General features: G+C 66.9%; 13 protein-coding genes. 3 read left to right on the forward strand and 10 right to left on the reverse strand.

Annotation, left to right across the window (positions count from 1 at the left end; genetic code table 11):
- The first annotated feature begins 39 nt into the window (after positions 1-39).
- A complete protein-coding gene (locus EPO41_RS17690) occupies positions 40-1,083 on the forward strand; it encodes a 2OG-Fe(II) oxygenase (protein WP_296327556.1) in 1,044 nt (347 codons plus the stop codon).
- Positions 1,084-1,091: 8 nt separating this feature from the next.
- On the opposite strand, the gene EPO41_RS17695 is transcribed toward EPO41_RS17690, so the two are convergent.
- From EPO41_RS17695 to EPO41_RS17720, 6 genes are all read right to left on the reverse strand, one after another.
- Entirely contained in the window at positions 1,092-2,099 is a 1,008-nt protein-coding gene (locus tag EPO41_RS17695) for a TauD/TfdA family dioxygenase (RefSeq protein WP_296327558.1), read from the reverse strand.
- Positions 2,096-3,607 carry a M81 family metallopeptidase gene (locus tag EPO41_RS17700; protein WP_296327560.1) on the reverse strand — a complete coding sequence of 504 codons (1,512 nt, stop codon included), beginning with the start codon at positions 3,605-3,607 and terminating at the stop codon, positions 2,096-2,098. Before EPO41_RS17700 ends, EPO41_RS17695 begins: the two co-directional genes overlap by 4 nt.
- Before the next feature lie 156 nt (positions 3,608-3,763).
- Positions 3,764-4,312 (reverse strand): carboxymuconolactone decarboxylase family protein, encoded by a 549-nt coding sequence (locus tag EPO41_RS17705; protein WP_296327563.1) that lies wholly within the window; start codon positions 4,310-4,312, stop codon positions 3,764-3,766.
- Between the two features lie 71 nt (positions 4,313-4,383).
- Positions 4,384-5,049 carry a ChrR family anti-sigma-E factor gene (locus EPO41_RS17710; RefSeq protein ID WP_296327567.1) on the reverse strand — a complete coding sequence of 222 codons (666 nt, stop codon included), beginning with the start codon at positions 5,047-5,049 and terminating at the stop codon, positions 4,384-4,386.
- Positions 5,046-5,603 carry a sigma-70 family RNA polymerase sigma factor gene (locus EPO41_RS17715; protein WP_296327570.1) on the reverse strand — a complete coding sequence of 186 codons (558 nt, stop codon included), beginning with the start codon at positions 5,601-5,603 and terminating at the stop codon, positions 5,046-5,048. The genes EPO41_RS17710 and EPO41_RS17715 overlap by 4 nt, the downstream gene beginning before the upstream one ends.
- A 10-nt stretch (positions 5,604-5,613) precedes the next feature.
- Positions 5,614-7,008, reverse strand: a complete 1,395-nt coding sequence (locus EPO41_RS17720; RefSeq protein ID WP_296327573.1) for a M20 family metallopeptidase — start codon at positions 7,006-7,008, stop codon at positions 5,614-5,616.
- Positions 7,009-7,062: 54 nt separating this feature from the next.
- Here EPO41_RS17720 and EPO41_RS17725 point away from each other — a divergent pair, with 54 nt between their 5' ends.
- Complete coding sequence (locus EPO41_RS17725; protein ID WP_296327576.1) at positions 7,063-8,208, forward strand: iron-containing alcohol dehydrogenase; 1,146 nt, start codon at positions 7,063-7,065, stop codon at positions 8,206-8,208.
- Between the two features lie 122 nt (positions 8,209-8,330).
- On the opposite strand, the gene EPO41_RS17730 is transcribed toward EPO41_RS17725, so the two are convergent.
- The 4 genes from EPO41_RS17730 to EPO41_RS17745 are packed head-to-tail and all read right to left on the reverse strand — an operon-like array spanning position 8,331 to position 12,737.
- Positions 8,331-9,179, reverse strand: coding sequence for an alpha/beta hydrolase (locus EPO41_RS17730; RefSeq protein WP_296327579.1), 849 nt, complete (start codon positions 9,177-9,179; stop codon positions 8,331-8,333).
- Positions 9,180-9,235: 56 nt separating this feature from the next.
- Positions 9,236-10,210: an agmatinase gene (speB, locus tag EPO41_RS17735; protein WP_296327582.1), complete on the reverse strand. Its 975-nt coding sequence runs from the start codon at positions 10,208-10,210 to the stop codon at positions 9,236-9,238.
- 26 nt (positions 10,211-10,236) lie between these two features.
- Positions 10,237-11,565 (reverse strand): aminotransferase class III-fold pyridoxal phosphate-dependent enzyme, encoded by a 1,329-nt coding sequence (locus EPO41_RS17740; RefSeq protein WP_296327584.1) that lies wholly within the window; start codon positions 11,563-11,565, stop codon positions 10,237-10,239.
- Between the two features lie 29 nt (positions 11,566-11,594).
- On the reverse strand, positions 11,595-12,737 hold the full coding sequence (locus EPO41_RS17745; protein WP_296327586.1) for an FAD-binding oxidoreductase: 1,143 nt from the start codon (positions 12,735-12,737) through the stop codon (positions 11,595-11,597).
- Between the two features lie 26 nt (positions 12,738-12,763).
- Here EPO41_RS17745 and EPO41_RS17750 point away from each other — a divergent pair, with 26 nt between their 5' ends.
- On the forward strand, positions 12,764-12,952 hold the full coding sequence (locus EPO41_RS17750; protein WP_296327590.1) for a hypothetical protein: 189 nt from the start codon (positions 12,764-12,766) through the stop codon (positions 12,950-12,952).
- Position 12,953: the final 1 nt, after the last annotated feature.

Raw genomic sequence — 12,953 nt, forward strand, 5'->3', positions numbered from 1 at the left:
CCCTCCCTTCGATAGTCCTCCGAACAAAGAATGACGAACATGCTTTCCCTCCGGCCCGGTGACCGCGTCCCCGACTTCGTTCTGCCGGGACTCGACGGAAAGCTCCGGAAGTTCGTCTGGTCGTTCAACGGCGACCCGGTCGCCCTGATCGCCGTGACAGATCTCGCGGCCCTCGACGCCGCGCAATTCGCGTCCCTGCGCGAGGCCTGTGCCGCGGCCTCAACGAAGCTCGTCGTCGTCGCCGGCAATACCGTCGCGGCGTCCGGACCTCTCTGGAAGAAGCTCGGTGCAGTCCCCGAGGAGCCGCTGCTGCTCTGCGACGATAAGGGGCAGTTCCTGCCGGCACTGCTCTCCCAGGCCGGGGCGGTCTCGTTCGGCCAGGGCATGGGCCTGCGCCAGAGGGTGATCGTGCTCGATCCGAATCAAAGGGTCGCCACGACATTCGACACCCGCGCCGTGCTGGCGGCCGCCGAGACGATCAAGGGCGTTGCCGACTCGGTGCGCGCCGACGGCGGCGCCGACCTGCGCCTGACCACGGCGATGGCGCCGGTCCTGGTCCTGCCGCGCGTCTTCGAGCCGGACTTCTGCACCCAGCTCATCCGCCTGTGGGGCAAGGGCGATCACAAGGATTCGGGCGTCTCCAGCCGCTACGGCAACGTCAACATGGCCGCGCTGAAACGCACCGAAGATTACACGATCGTCGAGCCGATGATGCTGAAGGCGGTGTCAGACCGCCTCGCCTATCGCATCGGGCCCGAACTCACCAAGGTCTTCGCCTTCGATCGCGAGTTCACCTTCGATTCGCATGTCGTGCTGTCCTACAGCGCCGAAGGCCGGCACTTCTTCGCCGCGCATCGCGACAATGGCGCGCCGACGACGGCCGATCGCGCCTTCGCCGTGTCGCTCAACCTCAACGACGATTTCGAGGGCGGCGAGCTGGTCTTCCCGGAATATGCCGCCGTGAAAGTCAGTCCGCCCGCGGGTGCAGCCGCGGTCTTCTCCTGCTCGCTGCTGCACGCGGTCGGCCCGGTCACCCGCGGCCGCCGATACGCGCTCACCACCTTCTTCAGACAGAAGCGCTGATTTCCGCCTCAAGCAGCGGGTGCAGGAATCCAGCTCTTCTTCTCACCCGCATAGTAGGCGCCGGGATTGCCGTGCACCGTTGTGCGCCACATCAGCCGGCCCTCGCGCTCGCCATCGAACCAGGTCGCAGCATGGACGAGGCAGCGATTGTCCCAGATGAGGAGATCGCCCTCGGTCCATTCGTGGGCGTAGCAGAAGCGGCGCTCCGTGTAGTGCGCCATGATCTCGTCCAGCAGCGCGGCCCCCGCCCCGTGCGGGCCGGGTTCCATACCCACAAACGGCCCCTCGAACCAGTCCATCTGGCCCCATTCGCAGAGGAAAAGCGAACTCTCCCCCGTCACCGGATGGGTGCGCACGACCGGCTGCGGCTGCGAGCGCTCATGGGGCGCGAAGGCGCGCGGCGTGCGTCCGGCCAGAGCCGCCTCGCGCGACCGGCCGCTGCCCGGCTGGGCGTGCAGGCCGACCAGGGGCTCGACCTTCTCCTTCAACGCGGGCGGCAGGGCCTCGTAGGCCAGAATGCCGTTGGCGAACAGGGTCTGGCCGGTATCGCGCTGCGCCGGTGTCACGGCATAGAACAGCGAGATGTCGGGCGGCGGGCGGCGATAGCTCTGGTCGGTGTGCCAGCCCTTGCGATGGGGATATTGGGTCGGGATCAGACCGTCGGCAGCCAGCGGTGGCTCGGGCCGCTTGGGCGGTGCCTTGCTGACGGGCGCCATGTTGGAGACGAGCAGGATCTCCGGCACCGAGACATGCACCGACTTCAGGTCCGTGAGCGTGTGGCGATAATCCTCGACCTCCGGACCGAAGACCCGGCTGAGACGGATGAGCAGATCGGGATCGTCGGAGATGCCGCTCATGCCCTGGATCAGCAGCAATCCCTTCGCCTCGGCCAGCGCCGCCGGGAGGGCCTTCGGATCGCTTTCGGCCGCCGCGACGATCTTCGCGGCATCGCCTTCGAGCCTCAGCGTCGCGCCAAAGGAAGCGCCGGGCAGCGGTGCCTCGCGCGTGATGTTCATGGACGTTGCCCCGCGTAAGGATCGTTGACGCCGTCGAGCGGCCAGATCGGCCGACGCAGCTTGGTGAACTTCAGCCGCGAGATGTCCGGTGAGCAGATGCCGCCGGAATCGACCAGCACGATCTCGCGGGCGATCGGCGCATAGGCGGCGCGGAAGTGCTGGACGCTCTTCACCACGACGACGCTCTTGCGCCGCGGGTCGATGCCCTGGCTCAGGAAGACCTGCAGATCGATGGTCTGGATGCGGTTGGAGATGGTGACCACGTCGATGCCGCCGATGCGCAGCACCGCGGTCGGCCCCATCGAGGTCTCGACCCCCGCATTCATCGGACCGTCGTTCTTGAACGAACCGTCGGACAGCATCTTCACGATCGCCCGAGCCTTCACCGGCGCGCCCATCGAGGGATCGGTATGGCCGCCCAGCTCGACGTCGATCTCCGCGCCCACGCCGGCCTTGATGGCCTGCTGCACCGTGCCGGGATCGTAGATCGTGCCGAAGGCTACGTTCTGCACATCCGCGTCGATCAGCGCCTGCAGTACCGGCGTCGTGTCGTTGTAGCCGCCGCCGCCCGGATTGTCGGTGCCGTCGGCCACGACCAGCGGGCCGTCCTTGCCGACGCCCGCCTTGGCCGCGGCGATGGCGTCGGACACCGGCCGGAAGTCCGAGGAGTTCTCGTCGCGGCGCTTCCAGATCTCATCGAGGATCGCAGCCGCCACTTCCTTGGCGCGCTTCTCGGCAGCCGGCTCGTGGCTCACGGCGATCGACGGACCGGTGTAGGGGATGTCTGCCCAGGTGAAGCCCGCCTGGATACTGACCACGTTGATGCCCGGCTCCTTCTCGAAGGCGTCGGCCTTGGCCAGCAGGTCGCGCATCAGGCCGGGCTGCGTGGTCTTGCCGGAATCCGCGCCCTGCAGCATCGCCGGTTGGACCAGCAGGCACTTCGGCTTCTTCCGGCCCTCCAGCGTCTCCTGGACCAGCGCCGCAGCCTGCACCGCGCGGTCGTAGCCATCGATGTGCGGATAGGTGCGATAGCTCACCAGCGCGTTGGCATGCTTGGCCATCTTCACCGTGGCATTGGCATGCAGGTCGAGCGTGGCGACGACCGGGATGTCCGGCCCGACGATGGCGCGCAACGCCTCGAGCAGCGCGCCTTCGGCATCGTCTTCTGTTTCCGTCACGGCGGCGCCATGCAGCGAAAGGCAGATCGCGTCGAGCTTGCCGCCCTTCTTCGCCGCATTGAGGATCAGGTCGCGGATATGCTCCCACGTCTCCCTGGTGAGCTTGCCCGAGGGCGTCGCATTGGCCGCCGCCGCCCAGACCGGCTCCCAACCGTACTTCTTCATCGAGTCGATGTAGCCGCCGACCTCGTTCCTGGTGCCGCTGAAGCGCGGCACCATCTCCTCGCCCTCGATCAGCCAGCGCTTACGGTAGTCCTCCAGCGTCGTCTTGAGTTTGCTGAAGGTATTGGTCTCATGCATGAACTGCGCGATCAGGACGCGGTACGCCATTTCTCTACTCCTAGTCTTCCATCCCTCCTCCCCATTCAAATGGGGAGGTGCCCCTTCATCGGGGCGGAGGGGTCATGCTCTTTCGTGCGCTTCCTGACCCCTCCGTCGGCATGAGACGCCGACTCCTCCCCCGATGACGGGGGAGGATTTTGTCAACTACAGCTTCGCCGTCTTGAGCCACTCCGCCTGGCCTTCTTCGCCCTCGACACCCGTGGTTTCGAGAAAGCGACAGACCATCATGTAATAGCCGATGGTCAGGGTGAGCTCGACCAGTGCTCCCGGCGTCAGGAAGGCCTGCACAGCCTTCAGCGTCTTGTCCGAGGCACGGACGTTGCGCACCACGTCGTCGGTGAAGCGCAGCACGGCCTTTTCATTGTCGTCGAAGGCCGGGGCTTCGATGGTGGCGTCACGCAGGGCGGCGATCTTCTCCTCGCTCACGCCGACCTCGCGGCCGATGCGCTCGTGCTGGAACACCTCGTAGGCGGTGCGGCTCAGGCGGCCGACGCGGATGATGGCCAGCTCGCGCAGCACCGGATTCAATTCGCAGCGATAGAGCAACCCGTTGCCCATGCGCAGGAAGCCTTTTGCGCCCTGCTCGGAGTTGGCCAGCATCCGGTAGATGTTGAGCATGGGATTGAGCTTGCCGAGCAGCTCGGCATGCTTGCCCGTGGCGTTTTCGACTTCGTAGTACGGAATGCGCGGCATTGGGGTCCTCTCCTCAGGCCGCAAACCTGAAGGGAAGCCCTTGCGCGGTCAACGTGCTCCGTTGGGCCGCTTCAGATCCAGCCGCGGCTGACCAGCGGATTGAGCCAGCGGCCCCAGGGACCGGTCAGCACGATGGGATTCTCGACGACGATGAGAGCGATACACGGCTCGCCCGGATCGGCGATCGGCTCGTGACGCTGTGCGCCCGGCCCGACCGCGAAATCGCCGACGCCGTAATTGCCGGTCTCGTCCGTGTATCCGCCCTGGAGGACGACCGTGTACTCATAACCGGCATGCTTGTGCTCCGGCAGGCCGCGCCCGGCCTCCAGCCGCAGCAGCGAAACGCGGTGGAAGTCCCCGGGCAGGTCGAGCCGGATCTCGTCGAACTTTCCCATCACCCGGCGCCAGTCCATGCCGGGCCGCAGGTGCGGCACCAGGGGCGCCGGCGCCCAGCCGAAGGTGGAATGACGGCGGTCCGCAGCGGCCGGTGGTGACTCCACGGGCACCTCGTCGAGGCGCGCCAGCACCTGGTCCAGTGCCGTAGCATCCTTTTCGCCGAAATCCGGCACCGGTTCGCGCTCGAGCAGCGCCCCGCCCACGGCGTTCAGCCGGTCGACCGTGCGCTGCGACGATGGATCCAACGCAACGTGCAGGGCCACGGCGAGGGCCGGCCCGCCCGGCAGGGTCCCCGCGGCATAATCCAGCAGAAGTTCATCGGGCGCCGGATGGCGGCTCATGACTCGTCTCTCTCCAGGGCTTCCCGCAGGCGTCCCAATGCCAGACGGATGCGCGATTTCACCGTTCCCAGGGGCAGCTTCAGCTCCTCGGCGATGGCCGTGTGGGTCTTGTCCTCGAAGAATGCCTTCTCGATCACGACCAGCTGATCGGCCGACAGTCCCCCGAGCAACGCCTTCACCCGCGTATACGTCTGCCCTGCGAGAACGGATTTGTCGGCGTCGCCGTCTTCCGGTGCAAAAACCGTCAGCCAGTCATCCGTGTCGATCGCCGGTCGGTTGTTGCGCCGCAGATGGTCGATCCGCTTGTTGCGGGCGATGGTGAAGACCCAGGTGGCCGCCGAGGCCTTCGTCCGGTCGAAGCTGGCAGCCTTGCGCCAGACCATGATCAAGGCTTCCTGCGCGACCTCCTGCGCCGCTTCGGGATCGGCGCCGCCCCGAACGATGAACGCCTTCACGCGGGGCGCGAAATGCTGGAACAGGCGTGCAAAAGCGGCGCGATCCTGGCGGGTCGCGATGGCTTCGATCAGGTCCGCGGCCTCATCGGCTGACAGCATCGCCGCGAGCTTAGCCCGGCCGGCCCTGCGCGCCCAAATCCCAGAACAGGCCCGTCATCAAGCGCAATCCGTCCCGGGCGACCGGCGCCAGCAGATGCTCGTCCGGCGCGTGCTGCGAGCAGGCGGCGTAGGAATGCGGCACCCAGACGGTCGGCAGGCCGAGAATGTCGGTGAACACCTCGTTCGGCAGCGAACCGCCGAGATTGGGCAGCATGTTGGGCTTCTGGCCGGCCGTCTTCTCGATCGAACTGGAGGCAAATTTCGCCCAGGGATTTTCGGGATCGAGGCGCGTGGCGTTCATGATCACGTCGCGGGCCTGCTCGATCTCGATCATGCCGAACCCGTGCTTCTCCAGATGCCGGCGCAGCGCCGGGATGATGTCGTGCGGATCGGTGCCGACGACGAAGCGCAGCTGGCAGTAGGCGACGGCGCTGGGCGGGATCGCATTCACCGGCCGATCGGGGTTGCCGGTCTTGAAGGCCAGGACCTCGAAGCTGTTCCAGCCGAACACGCGCTCGACGGGCGTGAGCGATTTCTCGCCCCAATCCTCGTTGATCTCGGGAGCGCCCTCGCCCGCATCGACATGGGCATCGGCAAGCGCCGCCCGGATCGAATTGGTCAGCGTCTTGGGCCGCCACTCCGGCACTTTGATCTGGCCGCGCTCGTCGGTGATGGTCGCCAGCGCATGGGCCATGATGATGCCGGGATTGGCCAGCAGGCCACCCCAGTTGCCCGAATGGTGCCCGCCCTCGCGCAGGGTGAGCGAGAGGTTGAAGTTCAGCGTGCCGCGCGTGCCGCCGAAGATGGTAGGCCGGCGATGGTCGAGCCGCGGCCCGTCGGAGCCGATCAGCGCGTCGGCCTTGAGGGCCTCCTTGTTGGCCTTGCAAAAGTCCGCCAGGCCGGGCGAGCCCGTCTCCTCGCCGGTCTCGATCAGGATCGTCGAATTGAAGCCCAGCGAGCCGCGCTCCTGCATGACCGAGGCCAGAGCGGCAATGTTGATGGTGTGCTGCCCCTTGTTGTCGGCTGTGCCGCGGCCATACATCTTGTCGCCCTCGATCACGATCTTCCACGGCGACAGGCCCGAGCGCCACTGCTCCTCCTGGCCGCGGATCACGTCGCCATGGCCATAGGTCAGCACGGTCGGCTTGGACGGGTCCTCGACCCGGCGCGCGATCAGGAACGGGCCGTACTCGCTCCGCGGGTTGGGCAGCACGGTGCAGTCGTAGCCCAGCTTTTTCAGCGACTCGGTCATCTCGCCGGAGACGTATTGCTGCAGGGCGGGCATGGAGCCCTGTTCCTGGCTGGTCGTGGGAATGGCGACCCGCCGCTGCAGCTCCTCGAGGAAGCCGCCGTCGTCGAAATATTTCTCTGCGCGGGCGATCGCGCCATCCCGTGTCCCGGTCATGCTTTTCCTTGCCTGGTTTCGTCGTCACGATAGCAAAATAACCGGAGGAAGAGCATGACCGCGTCGGGCCGCGTCGTTTTCAGCAGGATGGAAGAAGTCATCTTCGGACGGCCCGCCGCCGAGGCCTTGTCGGAACTGGTCGAGCGCCAGGGCGCGAACCGCGTATTCCTGATGGTGAGCGGCACGCTCAACCGCGAGACCGACGAGATCGAGAAGCTGCGCCGGGCGCTGGGCAACAAGTGCGTCGGTACATTCGACCGGATGCCAGCCCATTCGCCGCGCGCCGCCGTGGTCGCCGCCGCCGAGCAGGCGCGCGCCGCCGGCGCCGACCTGATCGTCACCCTGGGCGGCGGCTCCATCACCGATGCCGCCAAGGCCGTCCAGCTCTGCCTCGCCAACGACGTGCGCACGCCCGAGGACATGGACCGGATCCGCGGCGGCTCGGACGTGAAGCCGCCCACCGTGCGCCAGATCTCGATCCCGACCACGCTCTCGGCCGGCGAATTCTCCGCCATCGCCGGCGTCACCAACGAGGCCACCAAGGTGAAGGAGATGTTCCGCCATCCCCTCACCATCCCACAGGCCGTGATCCTCGATCCGGAGGTCACGCGTCACACACCGATGTGGCTGCTGCTCTCGACCGGCATCCGCGCGATCGATCACTGCGTCGAGGGCGTCTGCTCCAACGAATCGACGGAGTTCAGCAACGCCTCCTCCCTGCACGGCCTGTCGCTGCTGGCGCGCGGCCTTCCCCGGGTGAAGGCCGATCCCTCCGACATGGCGGCACGGCTCGACTGCCAGACCGGCTCGTGGCTCTCGATGGCCGGCATCGCAGCCGGCGTGCCGATGGGCGCCAGCCACGGCATCGGCTACGTGCTGGGCGCCGTGTTCGACGTCCCGCACGGCCACACCTCCTGCATCATGCTTCCCTCGGTCATGCGCTGGAACAAGCCGGCCAACGCCGACCGCCAGGCTCTGATCTCGGCGGCGATGGGCTATCCCGGCGAGGACGCCGGCGACGTGCTCGACCGCTTCATCCGCGACCTCGACATGCCGCGCCGCCTTGCCGATGTGAAGATCGGCCGCGAGCATTTCGACCGCATCGCCGAGCAGGCGATGGGCACCCCCTGGATCCCCCGTAATCCGCGCCCGATCCCGACGCCCGCCGAAGTGAGGGAGATATTGGAACTGGCCGCCTGAGCCGCTTTCGCGGTATCCAGGCACCGCAAACCCGGGAATCGCTCCCCCGAGGGGGCATTTTTCGTTTCGTTAGTTTCGTCTATTTCGTTTATTCCGTTTGTGCCCCTGACAATGCCGCCTGGTCAGTCCCATTTGCGGTCGAGGAAGCGCTTCACGTCGTCGGTGAACTGCTGCGGCGCCTGGAGCATCGAGAAGTGGCTGACTTCGGGCTGGAGCAGCAGCCCCGCGTTGGGGATCGCCCCGGCCATGAACTCGGTGTTCTCGCGCTTGATCGCCTCGTCGTGATCGGCGTCGACGATCCAGGTATGGACCTTGATGCCGGCAAGGTCCTGCGCCGTCCAGTTGGGCTGCGTCGCCCACATCCGGCTGATCTCTTCGACGAAGCTCTTGTACTGGTTGGGTGTGGCCGAGAGCGCCTCGTACTCCTTCTCGCCCCGCGCAATGAACGCCATGAACACGGGGCTCTTGTCGACGTCCTTGACGCCGCTCGGATCTGAATTGGCAGCGAAGGCGAAGAGCCGCGACACCCGCTGCGGATGGGTCATGGCCATGCTGAGCCCGATGATGGCGCCGTCGCTCCAGCCCACCACCGCGGCCTGAGGCACGCCGAGATGGTCCATCAGGCCGATCACGTCCGAGGCCATCAGCGCGTAGCCGTAGGGCCGGGCGTCGCGCGTGCTGCGTCCATGACCGCGGCTGTCCATGACGATCACCCGGTGGGTTTTCGCCAGTTCGGGAACCTGGTGACCCCAGTAATTCGAGTTGGCGAGCCCGCCGTGCAACAGGATCACCGGCGGCCCGCTTCCGTAGGTCGCGTACCAGATCGAGATGCCGTTGACCGGCGCATGGCCGCTGCTCACGGCCGGCGGCAACGAAGGCGTGGGCGGCAGGGTCATCCAGCGGGGCACCGGCTGGGCCGAGACGGACGAGGCGACGAAGGCAAGGAGGAGGCTGAGCAGAAAGGCGCGCATGCCCTCAGGATAGCGCCACCACCCCAGCGGGCGCCATCGCCAGACAGCGGGAACCGTCAGAGCCGCCCCTTCCGCTTCGCCACCGATTCGGAGAGCAGGCAGAGGATTTCCCACATCATCGTGACGCCGACGAGGGCGGTATTGCCGCTCATGTCGAAGGGCGGCGAGACCTCGACGACGTCGCCGCCGACCAGATCGAGGCCACGCAGGCCGCGCAGCATGCGCTGCGCCTCGTGCGGCGTGTAGCCGCCGATCTCGGGGGTGCCGGTGCCGGGCGCGTAAGCCGGATCGAGGCCGTCGACGTCGAAGCTGACATAGGCCGGGCCGGTGCCGACGACGCGGCGTGCCTCCGCGATCACCTTCTCGACGCCCAGGTCGAAATACTCCTCGATGGTGATGACCCGCATGCCCTGGTCGACGGCCCACTGGTTGTCGTCGGCCTTGTAGAGCGAGCCGCGGATGCCGATCTGCACCACGCGCTTCGGATCGAGCAGCCCCTCCTCCACCGCGCGGCGGAACGGCGTGCCGTGCGTGTACTTGAAGCCGCCGAAATAGGTGTCCCAGGTGTCGCTGTGGGCGTCGAAATGGACCATGCCGAGCGGCGGCAGGCCTTTGCGGATGCCGCGCATGATCGGAAGAGTAATGAGGTGGTCGCCGCCGGCCGACAGCGGCACCACACCGGCAGCATGGAGCTTGGCGTAATACCGCTCGATGCGATCGAGCGAATCGTCGAGGCTGGCCGGATTGACCGGCGCGTCGCCCAGGTCGCCGCACTTCGCCAGCTCGTAGGGCGCGACGCGCGTGACGTGGTGGATGCGCCGCATCATCGTCGAGAGGTCGCGCATCTGGCGCGGGCCGTGGCGCGCGCCGGGACGGTTGGTCGTGCCGCCATCCCACGGCACGCCGACCATGCCGATCTCGACCTCCGCGGGATCACGGAACAGCGGCAGGCGCATGAAGGTGGCGACGTCGCCGAAACGCGGCACCACGGTGCCGGCGACCGGCTGGGGGAATTCCTGGCTCTTGGTCATTCCCCCAATGTAAGCCGTTACGGCGCCTACAAAAGGGCCTTTCGTGCCGCAACGAACTCCTCGACGGCCGCCACGAACCGGTCGCCCTCGGCGTCGCCGATCATGACGTTCAGCGCCACGAAGCCGCGCCGGGCGATCCAGATGCCTGCGGCGCTCATGTCGAAGAAGAACAGCTCCTTCACGTCCTGGTTCGACGAGGCGATGTCGGCCGCCGTCCTGATCGGCCGGGCGGTGGCGTGCGCCGTCATCATCGAGCCGATGCCGGAGAACTGGAAGGCGACGCCGGCTGATCGGCAGATCGCGTTCAGCCGCTCGCGAATCTTGTCGCCGCGATCGTTCAGCGTCTTGGCCGCCTCGGCCGTGTAGACCTCGCCATAGCCCGCGACGCCCGCCGCCATGGTGAGCGCATTGTTGTTGAAGGTGCCGGCATGGGGCAGCGCGTCCGGCTTGGTCGGGTCGAACAGCTCCATGATCTCGCGCTTGCCGCCGAAGGCGCCGAACGACATGCCGCCGCCGATATACTTGCCCAGCGTCGTCATGTCGGGCGTGATGCCGTACCTGGCCTGCAGGCCGCCTGGCGAGAGGCGCGAGGTCATGACCTCGTCGAAGATCATGGTGATGCCGCGCGCCTTCGTCTCTTCGCGCACCGCCTTCAGGAACTCGACGTCACCCGGCAGGCAGCCATGGCTGCCCTGCATCGGCTCCAGCAGCACGGCAAACAGCTCCTCGCCGTGCTTGGCCAGCAGGGCCTTGGTGCCTTCGATGTCGTTGTAGGGCGCCACCACGTATTCGTAGGGCATATTCACCGGGCTGCCGCCGCTCACGAAATAGAGCACGCCGCCGTGATAGCCGCCGTGGAACACCATGACCTTGGTGGCCTTGGTGCGGCCCTTGCGCTGGGCGAAGACGCGGGCGCCGGCGAGCGCCATGACGTTGCCCTCGGTGCCGGAGTTGGTGAAGCGCACCAGGTCGATCGACGGCATGCGGTCGGCGATCAGCTTGGCGAGCTTGCCTTCGTTCTCGTTGCGGCCGCCATAATTCCAGCCGTGGTTCAGCGCGCGGTCGATGGCGGCGCGGATCACCGGATGGGAGTGGCCGTAGATGCCGGCCGTGTATTCGCCCAGTACATCGATGTATTCGTGGCCGTCGGCATCCCAAAGCCGGCAGCCCTCGCCGCGCACGACGGTCAGCGGGAACGGCGAATTGTGCAGGGTGGTGCGGGTGTTGCCGCCCGGCATGGCCACGCAGGCATCCTGGTGGCGGGCGAAGCTCTTGGGATTGCGGTCGACATAGGCCTGCTTGGCCTCGGCCAGGGCAGATTGCAGATCCGAATTCACCAGCGCTTGATCGGGCACGTCACTCTCCTCGCGTGAGGCTGCGAGTATCACACGACGTTCAGCTCGCGGATAGGCCGGCCCAATTCAATGCGGTCATAACCAAAAGTATTGAGGTCGAGCGTCCGGTAGTCGCCGTGCACGATCAGCTCGGCGACCGCGCGGCCCACGGCCGGCGATTGCTGGATGCCATGGCCGGAAAAGCCCGTCGCGAAGATCAGGGTCTCGACCCTGGGATGGCGGCCGACGATGCCGTTCTGGTCGAACGTGTTGTATTCGTAGTAGCCGGCCCAGCTATTCACGACCCTGGCTGCCTCGAAGGCCGGCACCCTCGCCGCCAGTGTGGGCCAGAGCATCTCGTCCCACTCCTCGTGCTGGACCTCGAGCGGCGCACCGGGCGGGTCGTTGCCGTCAGCCGGCGTCGTGCCCGCCAGATAGAACCGCCCTTCCGGCCGGAACCAGGTGCCGGACGGATCGATGGTGAGCGGCGTGAGGCCGGGCGCCTCGCGCACGTCGAACACGAAGACCGAACGTCGGCGCGGCTCCACGGGCAGCGCGACGCCCGATCGTCCCGCCACCTCGCCCGACCAGGGTCCGGCCGCCAGCACGACGGTACGGGCGTCCAGCCGGCCGCCTTCCTTCAGGTCGACGCCGCCGGCATCGAATGACACGACCTCGTCGGCAATGTAGGTCGCGCCGAGATCTCGCGCCGTGCGCCGGAACCCCTGCATCAGCGAGGGTCCGTCGAACCAGCCTTCGTTGGCCGTCCCGTGCGATGCCAGTGCCAGCCCCTCCTCCGAGATCCAGGGAAAGCGGGCCTTCAAGCCCGCCGGATCGAGCAGCTCGACCGCGCATCCCTCACCCCTCTGCACCGCATGATTGGCCCACAGGACGGCCTCACCCGCCGGGCTCGCGAGGAAGAGATAACCCGGCTCCTTCAGCCCCAGATCGACGCCCAGCAACTCCTTCGCGTGCCGCAGGAAGCCGATGCCAAACCGCGACAGGTGGATGTTCAGCGGCGTGGAAAACTGCTGCCGGATCGAGCTCGCCGACAGGGCCGAGGAAGCGCGCGCATAGGCCGGATCGCGCTCGACCACCGTCACGGTCCCCGTGAACGCCGTATCGGACTTCAGATGGTACGCGACCGACGATCCCATCGCCCCGCCCCCGATCACCACGACATCTGACTTCATCGCCCGCCCGGCCTATGCTCGCATTCGTGAGAGCGCTTTATACCGCCATCCTCTATTTCGGCAGCTTCCTCGTGATCGGCTGGCTGGGAAAGCTCGTCATCACTCGATGGATGACACGGCACGGCGCGACGCTGTCCGAGGTCAACGACCAGTTCGGCGCGAGCGCCGGAAAACGCCGCCGCTTCCTCCTGGGCTTCTGGCGCAACGAGAACTGAC

Source organism: Reyranella sp. (assembly GCF_004297265.1).
Lineage (GTDB): Bacteria > Pseudomonadota > Alphaproteobacteria > Reyranellales > Reyranellaceae > Reyranella.